Consider the following 17,894-nt stretch of genomic DNA (forward strand, 5'->3'; position numbering starts at 1 on the left):
CTATATATCTGAAACTTTTTGTCAGTTTTGTTAAAAATCTACAAAAATTGGCCGTATCAAGAATGATTTGGTATCGAAATATATAATAAAATACAAAATATAAGTTAAGTACAGATCTGCAAAAAGAAATTGTGTTATGGTGTTTTTTTGATTAAACTTAATTTCGCCATGTTTTGTTAATATATTTAGCGAATGTCTTTTTATCGTAATATTCTTTAAAATATTATTTATGCTAAATAATATTTCCTTTCGCACTCATTTTTTTCTCATTTGTATTTTAGTTAGCCTTATTTCAGCTAACGGTGTTTACAGTGAAAGTAATGTAAAAACAAAAGATTATACCGCAGTAGTATCCATATATGAGTATAAAGAAGATACTTTTTTGGCGCTAGTTATTAAAAATATACAAACTGAACAAATATTGAAAAATAAAGACTATATTATAGAAACTAATGCTCAACGGAAACAAAAGAAAACTGATGTTATCTCTAATGAGATCTGGCAGAAGGATCTTGGAATAGTTGTTATACATGCGGTTAATATGAATAATTCAATGGATCTACAATATATAAAGATTAAAGGTCCATCAGACGACGAGACTGATGAAACTATTAAATATATTGGTGTGTATACCGGAGAATATGGATCAGTTAATGCTGATAAGTTGGAGTTATAGGGGCTAACAGTAGGTCTTTATGCTTCAGAAAATAGTGCAATAAGCATGACGGAGGGCACGATTAAGAATAGCCAGATTGCTGTTCAGGCTGATGGTGAAACTACTACGGTTGATCTAAATAATATAGATATTACAGTAGTTGATAGTGGAATAGGTCTTTTCAGTCGAAGAAAATCCATAATTCACATGAAGGGTAAAAGCATTGATTTTACGGGAGGTACTGCGGTTCGTATAAAGGAAGGGAAGATTATTTTAGAAAAAGTTAACATTAAGAACGAAAGCATTATGACGAAACAGCTTTATGATAAGAATGCAGCCATTTATATGTATCCAGAGAGTGTTTTGGATATGAAGGAGGGAGAGGTTGTTTTAAATAATGCACATGGATTGGTATTCGGCATTGACAAAGAAGAGGAAAAAGAGCAGCAGAAGAAAAAAGCTACTACTCAAACACGAGTAGATATTAAAGATGTAAATATTCAAGTAAATGGTCAACAATTTTATGGTATGTATGTAAAACCTTCTGATGCTCAAACAATTGAAAACAGTACAAGTGATATAGTTGTTTCTTTAAAGAAGACAAAAATTACTGTTCCTGAACATACGGTTATTTATAATAAGGTTAATCAGAAGCTTATCTTTAATTTATCAGAACAAACAGAACTCTCCGGTGATCTTTTATTAGAAGCTGATAGCGGGGCTATAGACATTAAGGCTGATAATTCTCAGCTCAAAGGAGGTACTCTCATTACCGGTATTGTATTATTAGATCCAGCATCTGTACCTAATTTCCTTAAAAACTTTATCATTTAGCTCATATTATGATACCTGATGAAACGGAAACTGAGAAATTAACAAGTATTTATTCGGTGGAGATAAAAGCAGCTCATTTAGCGGTACAATATTTTTAGAGCATGGATTAGGAATGTTTTTTTAATGGGAAAAAGGAGCCTATTTTTTCACAAGAAATATAGCCGGTTTTATTCCTCCTTTTCAGGTGGAGACAGTTGATACTGTTGCGGCTGATGACAGCTTTAACGATGGTTTGGTTGTTGTTTTAACAATAGGTATGTTTTTTGCAGAAAGTATTCGTCTAGCTGCTACATGTAGTACTTTGGCAATTACAAAAAGGAGTACTTGTTTCTACTCCATTGTGGGAAGAAGTTAATGCTCTTCTTCAAAGTCAAACTATAATACAAATCTAATGCATAAGATAAAGTTTTTTATTTTCGCACTGATAAATTTAAGGTCGCAATTTTTTGATAGAGGTATCAGATATAATTTTTTTACATAATTATCAATAGATGCCATAAAATAAGCTATTTTACCAGATAATAAAAACTAAGAGTGCTTTATTACCTGATAATAAGACAATTCTATGTATTTTTATAATATAAAAGCTATTGATTAGAAAGTGTTTCTTTGTGTGCTATGCTTCGAATAAGTAAATCAATAAATAAACTAAGAGCATAAGAGTTAGCTAGTTTTCCTTTCATATTAACAAGGGAAGTTGCTGCTTTAGGATTTAAACCGTTAGTGACACCTTGTGATAGTAAGTATTGCTGTAGTTTCTCATAAGAGCTTTCAATTTTCTCTTGATTCGGTTCATCATTATGTGCACTATTTAAGAGGATATCCTCAAGCCCTTCAATCTTTTTAATGAAATAGTCCCAGTCAAATTCCCCTTTAGTGTATTCCGCATCGAACATTTTACCTCGCCCAGTTAAAAGCCAATTGATATTGACTCCATACAACATACGGTATGTTTGTAATACGCTGAGATTAGGTTCTCTTTCTCCACGCTCATAAAAAGCGATAGAGTTTTTTGTCATGTTAAACTGTTTAGCTAATGTTTCACGCGGCGGGTCACCTAAAGCAATACGTATATGACGTAGACGTTTTCCAAATATAGTTTTCGCTTCTGTTTCAGGACGCGCCATGAGTTATCTCCCTCAAATAAATCATTATGGTGTGCGCTTTTGTCCATAAAAACACACAATGTACCAGGATATCATTACTTTATAATAATATTTGTAGTCAACATTTATAATTTTAGTCCTCTTATTTTTTTAATTTTTAGTGAAAATTTAAAAAACTGTAAATTTTTATTGCTATTCTATAATTTATTGTATCTTTTATCTTGAAAAAAATAAATTTGTCAAATTTTCTCTTGTTTTTTCTTAAAAAGATTTCATATAATTTTTTCTATATGCATTTTATTTTGCGTCTTAATGGATGCAATACTTCGATTATACAAATGTAGGTTGAAGAGATGGATTTTGAGGAACAATCATGGCCCTATTAGGTTATTTTAAGTGGGCTTTTTTTTTCACAGTTATTGGTATCTCTTTAGGTGGCTTCATTGGTTGGCTCGAAACGGGAACTTTTGTTGGTTGTCTTAAATATTTTTTTATTTGCTGTGTTTTGGGAATTTTAGAGATTTCATTATCTTTTGATAATTCTATTATTAATGTTCGTTTTCTCGAAGAAATGGATCAGCTATGGCGCCGTCGTTTTTTGACATGGGGCATTTTGATTGCAGTGTTTGGCATGCGAATTATTTTTCCATTGTTAGTAGTTGCTATTGCTGCTTGGATTAATCCAATTGCTGCAATTAAATTGGCAATATGGGATCCTCATCGATATGCTGCAATTTTAATAGATGCTCATAAAGGTATTGCAGCTTTTGGTGGTACCTTCCTTATGATGGTTGGTTTAAAATATTTTTTTGATTCTGAAAAAAAAATACATTGGCTCGTTTTTATAGAAAAACCAGCTCAAAAGCTTGGTTCATTTGTGAAGATTGATATTATAATTATTTTGATGCTTATGTTATTTATTTCAGAACAGATTGTGGCAGAAAATAAGTTAACTGTTTTATTAGCAATGCTGTATGGGCTGGTGACGTTTTTGCTTGTCGAAGCGATTTGTTCACTTTTGGATTCTCAAAAAAACACTTTGATTGCAGTTGCTAAAGGAGGAGCAGGTTCATTTCTTTATTTAGAAGTTCTAGATGCTAGTTTTTCTTTTGATGGTGTGGTGGGGGCTTTTGCTTTTTCTCATAATCTTTTTATTATTGCTATTGGTCTTGGTATTGGTGCATTTTACGTGCGAGCTATGACGATTATGTTGTTTGAAACAGGAATGTTATTGCATTATCGCTATTTAGAGCATGGTGCTTTTTATGCAATTTTGATTTTGGCCATGATTATGTATATGCAAATTATTATGTCGATTCCAGAAGTATTAACAGGATTCATTGGTGTGTGTATTATTGGAATGGCATTCTATTCTTCTATTCGTTTTAAATCTAATCATTCAGATGAACAGATTACATTGCAATAATTATGAAGGCTTTATGGTTGTTATCATAACAGTTAGGAAAGGGATTAGGAGGCCATCAATAATTCTATACCAACATTATTCATAGCTTTGAGCATCGTATTAAGTGACCCATTCAGATCAATGCCAGCACAGGCGTTCAACAAAACACTAACTTTAAAACCACATTTTACAGCATGTAGTGCAGAAAATCCAACACAGAAATCAGTTGCTAAGCCACACATGACTAATGTTGTAAAATCATGTTCTTTAAGATAACCGTGTAAACCTGTTGGTGTTTTCTGGTCATTTTCAAAGAAGGCGGAATAACTATCAATTTCTTTATTGTAGCCTTTCCGAAGGATAAGTTGCGCTTTTTCAACTTTGAGAGATGGATGAAATTCTGCTCCTTGTGTTCCTTGTATACAGTGATCAGGCCAAAGTATTTGAAGACCATAGTCAAGATTCACAGTATCATAAAGAGCTTTCTCTCGATGAGAAGAAGCAAAACTGCAATGGTTTTTTGGGTGCCAATCTTGGGTTAAAATAACATGATCAAAACGAGTTATAAGGTTATTGATAGCAGGAAGAATGGCATCGCTTTGTGGTATTGCGAGTGCTCCGCCTGGTAAGAAATCATTTTGAACATCAATAACGACTAAAGCTTGCTTTTTCATGAATTTATTCCAGTAATCTGGTGGATGGTTTGCTTTTTTAAGATGCTGTTTCATTTTGAAGCTTTGAAATAATCTGATGAATATCAGTACTCATTTTATCATCATCAAACCAAAAGAGAGGAATAGATAAATCTTTATGGTAATTGTGATAATTTTTCATCAATTGTAGCCATTTGCCAATGGGCAGAGAGTGGTAGTCAACAATTGCTATATGTTTGCGCAGAGCCTTAGTGATCATAGGGCTTTGAACATCAGATCCTATGAGACGGCGTTCATTTTTTAAACATAGTTTGTACAACATTAAAAGAAAAGGTGAATACCATTTTGGTCTATGACACAAAAGCGCCGAAAAGAGATGAGGATTTTTTGCAGCATATTTTACAGCCCATAGGATAAGGAAAGAAGGGGCATAAAGGATAGGTCTATTTTTTGGTTCTGTATGGCATTGATAGATTGGTTTGATACGGTAAAAACATAATTTTAGATCTGGTATAGAAAAAAGAAATGATTTTTGATAACACGTATCAGGTATAGCTAAGAGTATTTGATTTTTTCTCTTCAAAGAAATGTTTTTTTGCATTTAGAGTCGCAGTAGGGCTTGTGAGATCAGAAAAAATATACCAATATAGAGCAAAGAGTTATTAGGGCAAGAATTAAATATTACACGTTACAAAATTTAAGAGAAGCTTCATAATACAAGTTTTAATAATATTGCACGATATAAAGAGAAATTTATGGCACGTCAATTTATCTATCATATGGCTGGGCTTAATAAAGCTTATGGCAATAAGAAAATTTTGGAAAATATCCATTTGTCTTTTTATCCAGATGCAAAAATCGGTATTTTAGGTCCAAATGGTGCAGGTAAATCAACCATTTTACGTATTATGGCTGGATTAGATAAAGAATATACAGGAGAAGCATGGCTTGCTGAGGGAGCACGTTGTGGCTATCTGCCGCAAGAACCTGTTCTCAATACAAGTAAAGATGTGCGTGGAAATGTGATGGAAGGGCTTGCCGATAAGCAAGCAATTGTAGATCGTTATAATGAACTTATGATGAATTATAGTGATGAGACTGTTGATGAGAGCGCTCGACTTCAGGATATTATTGATAGTCAGAATCTATGGGATTTAGAAAGCCAAGTAGAAATGGCTATGGCTGCTCTTGGTTGTCCAGCAGGGGATGAGGATGTGACAAAACTTTCAGGAGGTGAGAAACGGCGTGTTGCCCTTTGTAGATTGCTTTTGTCAAAGCCTGATTTATTGCTTTTAGATGAACCAACAAATCATTTAGATGCTGAAACGACCGCTTGGCTTGAAAAGCATTTACGTGAATATTCAGGCGCAGTGCTTTTAATTACCCACGATCGTTATTTTCTCGATAATGTAACAGGTTGGATTTTAGAATTAGATCGTGGTAAAGGAATTCCTTATGAAGGTAATTATTCTGCTTATTTGGATTCTAAAGCTAAACGTATAGCGCAAGAAAGTCGCGAAGAAGTTGCTCGTCAGCGTGCATTATTACGCGAGAAAGAGTGGATAGCTTCTAGTCCAAAGGCGCGTCAGGCAAAATCGAAAGCGCGTATTAAGGCTTATGATGCATTAGTTCAGGCAGCGCATGAGCGTCGTTCTGGGGATGCACAGATTATTATTCCTATTGGTGAAAGATTGGGACAGGTTGTTATTGAAGTTGATAATCTGTCAAAAGCATATGGTAATCGTGTATTGATTGATTCTCTTTCTTTCAAGTTGCCTGCAGGTGGTATTGTTGGGGTTATTGGTCCTAATGGTATGGGAAAATCGACCTTATTTAAGATGTTGACCGGGCAAGAGAAACTCGATTCAGGACAGATACGTATTGGAGAAACAGTTCAGATGAGTTATGTTGACCAAAGCCGTGATGCATTGGCAGGTGATAAAACTGTTTGGGAAGAAATTTCCGGTGGAAATGACATAATTAAGTTGGGCAAACATGAAGTGAATAGTCGTGCTTATTGTGGTGCCTTTAACTTTAAAGGTGCAGATCAACAGCAGAAAGTAGCACAGTTGTCAGGAGGGCAGCGTAATCGTGTGCATTTAGCTAAGCTTTTGAAAGAAGGAGGAAATGTTCTTCTTCTTGATGAGCCAACAAATGATCTTGATACAGAAACATTGGGTGCATTAGAAGATGCGTTGGAGAGCTTTGCTGGTTGTGCAGTTATTATATCGCATGATCGTATGTTTCTTGATCGATTGGCAACACATATTTTGGCTTTTGAGGGGGATGGTCATGTGGAATGGTTTGAAGGTAATTTTTCTGAGTACGAAGCAGATAAGGTTAGTCGTCTTGGCCCGGATTCTATTAATTTTAGGCGTGTCAGTTACAAACCTCTTACACGTTAAAATTATTTTTTTGAATTGGTACTGAGCGGATGTTGATGTCGTTCATGTTTCTTCACGTTTCAAAAGGCGATTTGCTCCCCATTCGATAAGTGTTTTGTTAATTGCATCAAAGACAAAAAAGAGTGCTGAATCTCGATCATAACCTTCACAAAGTAAATTATCATACTCTGTATGCTGGTGACGTATATGAGCAATTGTTGCGAGCCAAACTGCAATGGAAGGAGGAAGATATTTCATCGAGGCGCGTGTAGCAGCAGTACAAATACATTGGCTATCACGGTATGGAACCTGTGGGATAAGGGTTATTAGTTCTTTAGAAATTATCTGTTTTCTACGAATTATCATAAGTCTCGTTTTTACACTACTTTGTTATTTTTATTTTATTTGATAACACAAAAATGATGCTTTTAATTGATCATTGAATGGTTAGCGTTTTGATTGCCACATTTTATTTATGATTATAGTATCAGTAATTGAGCATTTAGGAACATAGAATGCATAATCAAATGTATTTTTATGGAAATAAAGATGTGATTTTATAGCGTGTTTATCGTTAAGCTTATTTAGTAGGCATTTGCCATTTTATAATTCTATAGGAATGAAGTATGTTGTATATTGGTCAGTATTTCATTACAGCTTATTACTGGTTTAGAAGTTGTTCATAACAATTTTGAATTATGAAAAGATTTCGGTGAAATTTTAATAAAAATTAAGATGATTAGAAAGAATCTGATGATAGATTTTTAAATAAATTTGCTCCAAATTGGATCATTTTTTGAATATTTTTCGCCTTAATTTTTCCATTTTCATACGAAATTTAATCTTTTTAATGTTTTTTTTTAAATAATCATAAGAATTTCTTGTCGTTTAAAATATTTTATTTCATATAAAAAGCATTGTGTCGTTCGCCTTAATGCGTGACGCAAGCAGGCGGTCAGGGAGCCTCTCCCCCCCCCCCCGCGTGGATCCCTTAGACTGTCTGACCCGACTGAAGAGTTCTTCAGTCGGTTTTTTTTAAAAAAAAAAAATTATATGTATTCTACACTTTGTTTTTCACAAAAGAAATAGAATATCTAAATTTTGGTGAATATAACAAGACAATTACATTAATTAAGCGTAACAGGTATAGGCTCATATCAAAGTGCCCTTATAAGGCTAGCCTTTAATTTCACAAAAAAATAGAAGAAGCTTAAATGATATAATACTTCGATATTTGGCAGTAGATAGATTTTGTTTCTTTTAATATATCGGTTTATAGAACATAGTATAGAGAACCTTAAACGATAAACAGAGTAAAATGTGACTAATCAACTTTATATCTAAAAAGAAAAGAAGAGGATTATAAAAAATCAGTTTTGAGTATTTAGTACATGTCATATCCTGGTTGTACTTTCTTAATATAAGCATTAAAATTTTGCGTCCACTGTTTCGCTATGATTTTTAGAATTAGTGAAGAATATGGCAAAATAGATTTAAAGCCATTTGCAAACATATAATTGTCTCAAAGTTATACAAAAAATGATTAATAAGAATCTACAATAGCAGGACGTAAAATTTCTTCTGATACAGTTCTGATCACGATTTCAGCAAATTTTGCGCTTGTTCATTATTTTGTCCGCTTACAAGAGCCGCAGCAATAGCGTCTTTACGCGCTTGATAAACAATTTTTCGTTTTTGTTGATCATTCATTCCGAAAAGGCTTATTGTAGCATTCGGGAAAGATATTGCTTCTTCTAACTGCACATCCTTTGTTGTATTCATTTGGTGAGAAAAAATTATCCTATTAAGTACAAAGTGATAAGCTAATAAACTAGCTGTAAAGATAAATAGCAAAATTAGAATAATATTATACCAGCGGAATTTGATCATTTTTAAATCCTAAGCTTGTCACATATAAGATTGCATCTAAATCACATAATTTTTAAATTATAATTCCATGGCTACTATTTTGAAAGTAATATATAAAAGGCATATATTATTTTTTGTAAAACAAAATTCAATTATATTTTTATATGAATGTATATTTAAAAATGTTGATTAAAATGAGTAATCTTTTGAGCATTAGTTTTTAGTTAATCTTTGTTATTGAATGAAAAATTTCAGTTTATATTATCACGATAGAATTATGAAGTTAATATTAATGAAATCTTGATAATCTTGTGTTGTAAGTAATCGAGTTTTCTCGGTGCTATTTTTTTCTAATTAAAATTTCTTATCATAAGATATCAATGATAAATGCATTATATTTTTTTGTTTTATATAGTAAAAAATATAATCAAAATTTTAAAAAATCCTTCGCTAATATTAGAGATATCTTGAAATTATCTTAATATTTTCATTTTTATGACGTTTTTTAGCTTTTTTTCTCAATAAAATATATTTTCAAAGTCATTATGGTTAGGGTTACGAATGTATTAGTGAAGAGAGAAAGAATGCAATTTTTAAAAATATTTTTAAGTACAGCATTTGCTGTATTTTTTGTGTTAAATATCAAAATAGCTCTTGCAGTAATTAGTATTGTAGATTCAAGTAAGAATTCAGAGGTTACTTCTTCTAATTCTAAGGTGCCTGTTCGTCCTTATGAGGATCTTATACAAAAAATTGCGATTAAACATAAAGTTCCTATAGATTTGGTACATGCTGTTATCAATGTTGAGAGCAATTATAATGCTCATACAAAAGGTTCTTCTGGTGAAATAGGATTGATGCAAATTAAACCGTCTACTGCGCGGTGGTTGGGTTTTAACGGTCCTGTAAAAGATCTTTATGAGCCTGCAATCAATCTTGAATATGGTATGCGTTATTTGGCGCGAGCACATAAACTAAGTAGAGGAGATACGTGTCGTACAGTTCTTAAATATAATGCAGGTCATTCTGCAAAAAAAATGAATTCTATTTCAGCAAGATATTGCTCAAAAGTTAAAACATATTTAGCTTCATTAAAACAGTAATCTGCTTTATAAGTGGTTTACTTATTTTGATAAGACTTATAAAATATTTTTTTGTGGCTATTTTCACTTTATGAAAAATATTGTATAAATAAGAAGTCAGTCGGCTGGGCAGTCGCGCTTATTCAGTATTGAAAAGTGATAGGTGAGGAAAGTCCGGGCTCCGTGGAAAAGCGATGCCGGGTAACACCCGGCGGGGGTGACCCTAGGGAAAGTGCCACAGAAAGCAAACCGCCTATTTTAATAGGTAAGGGTGAAAGGGTGGGGTAAGAGCCCACCGCACACTCAGTAATGAGTGTGGCAAGGTAAACCCCATCGGGAGCAAGACCGAATAGAAATGATGCGCAAGGTTTGACTTGCAGCCAGTTTCCAGGCGAGTCATTTGGGTAGGTTGCATGAGGCGGATGGTAACATTCGTCCTAGATGAATGGCTGCCATGTAAAGCATAAACTTTACTAACAGAACCCGGCTTATAGGCCGACTGATATTTGATATATAATAAAAAGATTACATATATTTTGATAAAAGCGCGCATTTTTATTTTTGGAATTTTTATGCTCAAAAATAAAGCATTTTTTAAAAAAATTATAATATTTCGTTAAGTATTAATAAGCCAATGTATATAGCGATTCAGCTTTAATTTGATTTGCTTTTTGTAGTAAAAATGAGAGTTAAAGTTTTGGCATATGATGATGTCATATGCGATCGATGGCTACTGAATTTGGAAAACATAGATCAAGATGAGGCAGTTTGAGAAGGCAGGATAGTGGAGTCGAGCGCCATATTCCAGTATTGTTGCAGTCAGTATTAGCTGGGCTTGCACCATTAGCTGGAGCAAAAGTGATTGATGGCACGTTTGGTGCTGGGGGGTATTCCTGTGCTCTATTAAACGCAGGTGCAGAAGTTATCGCACTTGATCGTGATCCTCAGGCAATTCGTGAAGGACAAGCACTTGTCGATCAATTTTTTCCACGTCTCCATTTAATTCAAGCAGAGTTTTCACAATTGGATCAGATAGTGGAAGGGCAAGTAGACGCAGTTATTCTTGATATTGGTGTTTCCTCTATGCAACTTGATGAAGCCGAACGTGGTTTTTCTTTTCAAAAAGATGGTCCGTTAGATATGCGAATGGCGCAGACTGGTTTTACAGCAGCTGATGTTGTTAATTATTTAAAGATGGATGATTTGGCACAATTATTTAAAACATTGGGAGAAGAGCGTTACGCAGTTCGAATTGCGCGGATGATTGAGAAACGTCGTTGTATTCGCCCTTTTTTGCGCACAATTGATCTTGCTCATGCTATTGAAGCTTTAATAGGAAGAAAACCAGGTGATCATATTCATCCTGCAACGCGTGTATTTCAAGCATTGCGCATTTATGTTAATAATGAGCTTAATGAGCTTGCATATGGTTTATTCGCTGCTGAGCGTGTTTTAAAAGCAGGAGGACGCTTAGCAGTCGTTAGCTTTCATTCTCTTGAAGATCGCATGGTAAAAAAATTTTTATCTGCTCGTTCGGGTCATAAAAAGGGGTCACGTTATCTTCCTGAAATAAAATCAGTTCCAGCGACCTTTATTCCTTTGTTTAAAGGTGTGAAAACTGCAACTCAAGAAGAGTTACAGCAAAATCCTCGTGCACGTTCTGCAAGGTTGCGTATTAGCGTACGGACTCAGGAGGCTGCTATTGCAGCAGATATGAAATTATTTAGTTTGGCAGAAATTGCTCGTTTTGAAGGCAGTAAGAAATGATAATTTTTCGCACATTCGATGTGATTTTAGTGGTGATTATGATTTGTATAGCGGGTCTTACTTATAAGGTAAAATATGATGTTCAAAAACAGATTGGTGAAGTGCATCGTATTGAGCAAGAAATTGCAGCAGAAAAAAATATGGTTAATTTGCTTCATACTGAATGGGCTGTAATGATTGATCCTTCACGAATGAAAAAACTTGCAGAACGTTACAAAAAAGAACTGAGTTTAGAGGTAATACAGCCACGTCAAGTTGTAAAATTAAAAGATATTCCAATGCGTTTACAGGATAAAATTGAAGAATTGATTCAGCAGAATATTTTGGAAGATGATGATAAAGCTTTTTTCACTGAGAATCGTAGTATTCATAGAAATAGTTTTCCTCAACAAGGTGGGCGTTGATGCAATTATCGTTCTTATCTTCACAAAAGAAGAATTATTCAAATAATCAGTTAAAACTTTTACCTTCTTCTATGCGTCAGCCATTTTCTCATCGTCCACGCTTGATTTTTGCTTTATTGTGTTTCCTTTTTCTTTACGGACTTATAGGGAGATGTCTTATTTCCTATGGGATTAAAGGTGGTCAAATTGAAGAAGCAAAAGGCCCGTTGATAGTGCAACTAGCTTCTCGACCTGATATTGTTGATCGTAATGGGCGTTTATTAGCAAAAGATATTACAACTTATTCACTTTTTGCTGAACCACGCCGTATTATTGATGTAGATGAGACGATCGAATTAATCTCAACAGTTTTGCCAAAACTGAATTGGCAGGAAGTACATAAACGTTTAAAAAGGAATTCTGGTTTTTCTTGGATCCAACGTGGGTTAACCCCAACGCAAAAGGCGCAAATTATGGAACTTGGTATCCCAGGTATTGGTTTTCGTACTGAGATACGTCGTTTTTATCCAGGAGGATCTATAGCTTCACATATTCTTGGTATGGTTAATGTTGATAATCAAGGCCTAGCTGGCATGGAAAAATATATTGATGATAATGGATTGAGTATTCTTCGTGCTACCGGTCTTGCTACTGAAGAATCATTGAAGCCAGTACAACTTTCGATTGATATACGGGTTCAGGCAATTGTGCGTGATGAATTGATGGAAGCCATGAAACGTTATAAAGCAATTGCTGCGGGGGCTATTATTCTAAACATTTATACAGGTGAAGTTTTAGCATTGGCATCAGTACCAGATTTTTCTCCTGCAAATCCTGTTGATGCTCTTAAAAGTGATCGCTTTAATCGGATGACTGCTGGAACTTTTGAAATGGGGTCAATTATTAAAAGTTTTACTACAGCAATGGCACTTGATTCAGGGCTTTTTCATTTAAACAGTATTATTGATGCTTCTCAACCAATTCAAGCAAGTCGTAATTATTTTATTCGTGATTTTCATGGGAAAAATCGCCTTTTAACATTGTGGGAAGTTTTTATTTATTCTTCTAATATTGGTTCTGCTAAAGAGGCATTGGCAATAGGAATAGATGGACACCGCAATTTTTTAAAACGACTTGGTTTACTTGATCGTGTATCAACGGAATTGCCTGAAGTTGCCCAACCGATTTATCCCCATTATTGGAAGGACATCAATTCTATGACGATTTCTTTTGGACATGGTATGGCAACAACGCCATTGCAAACAGCAGTAGCTGCTGCTGCTTTAATGAATAGCGGTTTATTAATTGATCCTACATTTTTAAAACGTTCTAAAAAAGAAGCTTTGAAATATGCCAAACAGATTCTCCATCCTCAAACAAGTCAAGATATGCGTTATCTTTATAAGTTAAATAGTGATATTGGTTCAGGCCGTAATGCAAAGGTAGTAGGTTATCGCATTGGTGGTAAGACAGGAACATCTGAAAAAGTTGAAAATGGAAAATATTCTAAAGTAAAAAACTTTAATAGTTTTTTAGCTGCTTTTCCTATAGATAATCCTTCTTATATTGTCTTAACAATTATTGATGAACCTAAGCCTGAAGATGGCAAACATTCAGCAACGGCAGCGATGAATGCAGCTCCAATGCTTGCCAATATTATTCGCCGTTCAGCTATTTTTCTTGGAATAGAACCGGATCTTAAAAAAGAATATGAACCAATTATAGGAACAAAAAGCAATGTGAGGTTACCGAAAACAACAGTGAAAAACTAATATAAAGGTAAATAGCCATGTTGCTTGGAGAATTATTTATAGAGTGTATTAAAGATGATTATCTTGCCTCAATTGAAATTACAGGGATAAGTGCTGATTCTCGTCAAGTATTGCCAGGTTATGTTTTTGTGGCACTTAAGGGAAATCAAAGCGATGGTGGAGAGTATGTAAATGATGCCATAAAGCGTGGTGCACGGGTAATTATTACAGACAATAATTTTGTTTTTGAAAATTCATCTATTCCCGTTATTCATGTTTCGGATGTACGTCATAAATTAGCTATAGCAGCTGCCCGTTTTTATAATTCTCAACCTGAAATAATGGTTGCTGTTACAGGTACAAGCGGTAAGACATCGGTTGTGTCTTTTATTCGGCAGATTTGGGAATATGTTGGTTTTTGTGCTGCGAGTATAGGAACATTAGGTGTTGTATCACCTAAACGTCATGATATTGGTTTTCTAACTACACCCGATCCAGTAATGTTACAGCGTTTATTATGTGAAATTGCTAATGATGAAGGTGTTACACATGCAGCTTTTGAAGCTTCTTCACATGGGCTTGATCAATGTCGGATTGATGGAGTGCGTTTAGCAGCTGCTGCTTTTACCAATTTAGGGCGTGATCATATGGATTATCACAGGTGCATAGAGGACTATTTTCATGCTAAGATGAGATTATTTAATACGCTTTTACCGCAAGATGCGCCTGCTCTTATTTTTGCAGATGATGTTTATTCACAAGAAGTTATCGATATTGTTAGACAAGCTCACCGGAAAGTTTTGACAATTGGGCGCACAGGGAAATTCATCACACTTAATCGTGTTGAACATCAACGATTAAAACAACGTGTTGAATGCCGAATGGGAAATAATATTTATACATTTGATTTGCCACTTGCTGGCGATTTTCAAGTGGCTAATGCTCTTATGGCTGCAGGTCTAGCCATTGCGACAAATGCACCTCCAGATATGGTTTTTCGCTCTCTTGAGAAATTACAAGGGGCACCTGGCCGTTTAGAATTGGTTGGAAAAACAAAAGATGGTGCACCTGTTTATGTCGATTATGCGCATAAGCCAGAAGCTTTAGAGCAGGTATTGCGTTCTGTTCGTCCTTTTACACAAGGGCATTTAATTCTTGTTTTTGGTTGTGGTGGTGATCGCGATCAAGGAAAAAGAGCCTTGATGGGAAAAATTGCAGAAAATCAAGCTGATATTGTGATTGTAACTGACGATAACCCTCGCACAGAAGCACCAGAGAAAATTCGAAAAGATATTTTGCAGGTAGTGCCGGAAGCAATAGAAATAGCAGATCGTGGTAAAGCAATTGATTACGCGGTGGGATTGCTGAAAGCTGGAGATACATTAATTGTTGCAGGAAAAGGTCATGAAAATGGACAAATAATAGGGCAAGAGACATACCCTTTTTCAGATCGTTTGAAAGTGATTGCTGCTTTAAAGGAACGAAATAAATGATAGCTTTATGGGATAAACAGGCACTCATTTCTGCAATGGATGGTTTTACAGTTGGATGTTTACCAGAAATTTTTACTGGGATTTCTATTGATAGCCGAACTCTTGTAGAAGGTGATGTTTTTTTCTGTATTAAAGGGCACCATCTTGATGGTCATGATTTTGCTGCGCATGCTTATGCACAAGGTGCTGGAGTTTTAGTGGTTGCAAAAAATCGTTTAAATGAAATGAAAAAAATAGCAGCTCCATTGATTGTTGTTCCTGATGTTTTTCAGGCATTAGAAAAACTTGCGCAAGCAGCACGTAAACGTTCAAAAGCTAAAATTATAGCTATTACAGGCTCTGTGGGGAAAACAACAACAAAAGAAGCTCTTAAACAAGCACTTGAGACTGCTGGAAAAGTTCATGCTAATCTTTTTTCTTTGAATAATTGTTGGGGTGTTCCACTGACTTTGGCACGAATGCCTATAGATAGTGATTATGGTATCTTTGAAATTGGTATGAATCATAAAGATGAAATTCGTCCTTTAGTGAAGTTGGTTTGTCCGCATGTGGTATTAGTCACTCGTATTGCAGCTGGGCATATGGAATTTTTCAAAAATCTTGAAGAGATTGCAGATGCTAAGGCTGAAATTTTTGAAGGATTAGATAAAAACGGTATAGCTCTTTTAAACGCAGATGATCATTTTTTTTCTTATTTGCTTAAAAAAGCAAAACAATGTGGTGTGAACGAAATTCGGAGTTTTGGCCAGTCTAATTATGCTGATTATCAAGCGAAAGAGATTTGTCTTTTAGAAAATTGCTCTTGTATGATTGTGCATTTTGGTCAGAAAGATGTGATGATTAAAATCGGTGCACCTGGTCAACATATGGTGCAAAATGGTTTAAGTGTTCTTGCAGCTTGTGATGCGGTTGGTGCTGATTTGGCAAATGTTACACTCGCTCTAGGCCGTTTTTCTCTTCAAAAAGGCCGTGGAGCTCTTTATAAGCTGTCCTTATCAAATGGTGGTATGTTTCATTTAATCGATGAAAGTTATAATGCTAATCCTGCTTCTATGCGGGCTGCTCTTGATCTTCTTGCAACAGGACCAATAGGTGTAAACGGTAGAAGAATTGCTATTTTGGGTGATATGCTTGAATTAGGGGATCATAGTGAAAAATTGCATCGTGATTTGTTGGAACCCATACGTGTTTCTGGTGCTGATTTGGTTTTTTTGGTTGGTAAAGAAATGAGAGTTTTAGCTAGTGATCTTTCTGCTCATATTACTGTTTATCATGCTCAAGGTATTGGAGAAATTTTTCCACTTGTTTTTTCAGAAATTTCAAATGGAGATCTTATTATGATTAAATCATCTCATCGTATTTATTTATCAAATATTGTGAATGAAATTCTTAGTCGCTATAAAGTAATTTCTTTATAATTTTATTAGGTTTTTTCACTATGATGCTATTTTTTTCCTTGTTGAATGATTGGATTCCAGGTGTTAATGTTTTTCGGTATATTACTTTCCGAACTATTGCAGCTATCTTAACATCAGGTTTGATTGTTTTTTTGTTTGGTCCAAGTATTATTGCTTTTCTTAAAAGTCGGCAGGGGAAAGGACAACCAATTCGAGCTGACGGTCCTCAAACTCACCTTAAAAAAGCCGGAACACCTACTATGGGTGGATTAATGATTTTAATTGGTATTATGGTATCGGCATTTTTATGGTGTGATTTATTAAATATTTATTTTTGGGTGTCGTTGTTTGTTATGCTTACTTTTGGGATGATTGGTTTTTATGATGATTATCTTAAGGTGACAAAGCAAACGGATAAAGGTTTCTCTGGAAAAGCGCGGTTAAGTTTGGAATTTGTAATTGCTATCATTGCTTGTTTTATTATTTTAGAAGTTGGCTCACCAAGATTGGCTTTGCCTTTTTTAAAGGATTATTTTATTAACTTGAGTTGGTTTTTTATTCCTTTTACCGCTTGTGTTGTTGTAGGTACTGGTAATGCTGTTAATTTGACCGATGGTCTTGATGGGCTTGCTATTGTTCCTGTGATGATTGTCTCTTTATCTTTTGCATTGATTGCTTATCTGTCTGGGAATATGAATTTTGCTGATTATTTACAAATTCATTATATAGCGGGTACAGGTGAATTAGCTGTTTTACTCGGAGCAGTTTTTGGTTCTGGACTGGGTTTTTTATGGTATAATGCACCTCCAGCGGCTATTTTTATGGGAGATACTGGTTCTTTGGCTCTTGGAGGAGTGTTAGGCGTTATTGCTGTTGCAACGAAGCATGAAATTGTTTTAGCTATTATTGGTGGACTTTTTGTTTTAGAAGCGATGTCAGTTATTATTCAAGTGGGTTGGTTCAAACTAACGAAAACGCGTGTGTTCCTTATGGCACCAATTCATCATCATTTTGAGAAAAAAGGTTGGACAGAAAGTCAGATCGTGATACGTTTTTGGATTATTACGATTGTTTTAGCATTGATTGGTCTTTCAACACTTAAATTGAGGTGAAAT

Annotated in this window: 16 protein-coding genes, 1 other RNA gene and 1 pseudogene; 13 read left to right on the forward strand and 5 right to left on the reverse strand. The window is 34.7% G+C overall.

Annotated features, from left to right (window positions below):
* The first annotated feature begins 229 nt into the window (after positions 1-229).
* The 3 genes and pseudogenes from M4Z11_RS06420 to M4Z11_RS07465 form a co-directional block, all read left to right on the forward strand.
* Positions 230-676, forward strand: coding sequence for a hypothetical protein (locus tag M4Z11_RS06420; RefSeq protein ID WP_249677700.1), 447 nt, complete (start codon positions 230-232; stop codon positions 674-676).
* A gap of 45 nt (positions 677-721) precedes the next feature.
* Positions 722-1,489 carry a hypothetical protein gene (locus tag M4Z11_RS06425; RefSeq protein ID WP_249677701.1) on the forward strand — a complete coding sequence of 256 codons (768 nt, stop codon included), beginning with the start codon at positions 722-724 and terminating at the stop codon, positions 1,487-1,489.
* 139 nt (positions 1,490-1,628) lie between these two features.
* Positions 1,629-1,844, forward strand: a pseudogene (locus tag M4Z11_RS07465) (PfkB family carbohydrate kinase); the annotation flags it as partial.
* A gap of 232 nt (positions 1,845-2,076) precedes the next feature.
* Here the strand turns inward: M4Z11_RS07465 and M4Z11_RS06430 are convergent.
* Positions 2,077-2,616 carry a helix-turn-helix domain-containing protein gene (locus M4Z11_RS06430; RefSeq protein WP_249677703.1) on the reverse strand — a complete coding sequence of 180 codons (540 nt, stop codon included), beginning with the start codon at positions 2,614-2,616 and terminating at the stop codon, positions 2,077-2,079.
* Between the two features lie 352 nt (positions 2,617-2,968).
* Here M4Z11_RS06430 and M4Z11_RS06435 point away from each other — a divergent pair, with 352 nt between their 5' ends.
* Positions 2,969-4,021, forward strand: a complete 1,053-nt coding sequence (locus tag M4Z11_RS06435; protein ID WP_249677705.1) for a DUF475 domain-containing protein — start codon at positions 2,969-2,971, stop codon at positions 4,019-4,021.
* A 44-nt stretch (positions 4,022-4,065) separates the two neighbouring features.
* On the opposite strand, the gene pncA is transcribed toward M4Z11_RS06435, so the two are convergent.
* Together pncA and M4Z11_RS06445 are read right to left on the reverse strand one after the other, a co-directional pair.
* Positions 4,066-4,674, reverse strand: coding sequence for a bifunctional nicotinamidase/pyrazinamidase (gene pncA / locus M4Z11_RS06440; RefSeq protein WP_249677753.1), 609 nt, complete (start codon positions 4,672-4,674; stop codon positions 4,066-4,068).
* A gap of 37 nt (positions 4,675-4,711) precedes the next feature.
* Positions 4,712-5,254 (reverse strand): hypothetical protein, encoded by a 543-nt coding sequence (locus tag M4Z11_RS06445; protein ID WP_249677707.1) that lies wholly within the window; start codon positions 5,252-5,254, stop codon positions 4,712-4,714.
* A 154-nt stretch (positions 5,255-5,408) separates the two neighbouring features.
* On the opposite strand from M4Z11_RS06445, the gene ettA reads away from it, so the two are divergent.
* Positions 5,409-7,058, forward strand: coding sequence for an energy-dependent translational throttle protein EttA (ettA, locus tag M4Z11_RS06450; RefSeq protein ID WP_249677710.1), 1,650 nt, complete (start codon positions 5,409-5,411; stop codon positions 7,056-7,058).
* 42 nt (positions 7,059-7,100) lie between these two features.
* Here ettA and M4Z11_RS06455 read toward each other — a convergent pair whose 3' ends face one another.
* Together M4Z11_RS06455 and M4Z11_RS06460 are read right to left on the reverse strand one after the other, a co-directional pair.
* Positions 7,101-7,403: a DUF2293 domain-containing protein gene (locus M4Z11_RS06455; protein ID WP_249677712.1), complete on the reverse strand. Its 303-nt coding sequence runs from the start codon at positions 7,401-7,403 to the stop codon at positions 7,101-7,103.
* 1,230 nt (positions 7,404-8,633) lie between these two features.
* Entirely contained in the window at positions 8,634-8,927 is a 294-nt protein-coding gene (locus M4Z11_RS06460; protein WP_249677714.1) for a hypothetical protein, read from the reverse strand.
* A 563-nt stretch (positions 8,928-9,490) separates the two neighbouring features.
* On the opposite strand from M4Z11_RS06460, the gene M4Z11_RS06465 reads away from it, so the two are divergent.
* The 8 genes from M4Z11_RS06465 to mraY all read left to right on the forward strand — a co-directional run bounded on the left by M4Z11_RS06465 (position 9,491) and on the right by mraY (position 17,891).
* Positions 9,491-10,009, forward strand: coding sequence for a lytic transglycosylase domain-containing protein (locus M4Z11_RS06465; protein ID WP_249677716.1), 519 nt, complete (start codon positions 9,491-9,493; stop codon positions 10,007-10,009).
* A gap of 96 nt (positions 10,010-10,105) precedes the next feature.
* Positions 10,106-10,495: RNase P RNA component class A (gene rnpB / locus M4Z11_RS06470), an RNA gene on the forward strand.
* A gap of 261 nt (positions 10,496-10,756) precedes the next feature.
* Positions 10,757-11,755 (forward strand): 16S rRNA (cytosine(1402)-N(4))-methyltransferase RsmH, encoded by a 999-nt coding sequence (gene rsmH, locus M4Z11_RS06475; protein ID WP_249677718.1) that lies wholly within the window; start codon positions 10,757-10,759, stop codon positions 11,753-11,755.
* Entirely contained in the window at positions 11,752-12,159 is a 408-nt protein-coding gene (ftsL, locus tag M4Z11_RS06480; protein WP_249677720.1) for a cell division protein FtsL, read from the forward strand. Before rsmH ends, ftsL begins: the two co-directional genes overlap by 4 nt.
* Complete coding sequence (locus M4Z11_RS06485; protein ID WP_249677721.1) at positions 12,159-13,910, forward strand: peptidoglycan D,D-transpeptidase FtsI family protein; 1,752 nt, start codon at positions 12,159-12,161, stop codon at positions 13,908-13,910. The genes ftsL and M4Z11_RS06485 overlap by 1 nt, the downstream gene beginning before the upstream one ends.
* A gap of 17 nt (positions 13,911-13,927) precedes the next feature.
* The gene (locus M4Z11_RS06490) at positions 13,928-15,382 is read left to right on the forward strand and encodes a UDP-N-acetylmuramoyl-L-alanyl-D-glutamate--2,6-diaminopimelate ligase (RefSeq protein WP_249677723.1); all 1,455 of its coding nucleotides are present in this window, start codon (positions 13,928-13,930) and stop codon (positions 15,380-15,382) included.
* Complete coding sequence (locus tag M4Z11_RS06495) at positions 15,379-16,800, forward strand: UDP-N-acetylmuramoyl-tripeptide--D-alanyl-D-alanine ligase (protein WP_249677726.1); 1,422 nt, start codon at positions 15,379-15,381, stop codon at positions 16,798-16,800. Before M4Z11_RS06490 ends, M4Z11_RS06495 begins: the two co-directional genes overlap by 4 nt.
* Before the next feature lie 20 nt (positions 16,801-16,820).
* Positions 16,821-17,891: a phospho-N-acetylmuramoyl-pentapeptide-transferase gene (gene mraY / locus M4Z11_RS06500; RefSeq protein WP_249677728.1), complete on the forward strand. Its 1,071-nt coding sequence runs from the start codon at positions 16,821-16,823 to the stop codon at positions 17,889-17,891.
* The last annotated feature ends 3 nt before the right edge of the window (positions 17,892-17,894 follow it).

This window comes from Bartonella bilalgolemi, from assembly GCF_023500045.1.
Taxonomy (GTDB): Bacteria; Pseudomonadota; Alphaproteobacteria; order Rhizobiales; family Rhizobiaceae; genus Bartonella; species Bartonella bilalgolemii.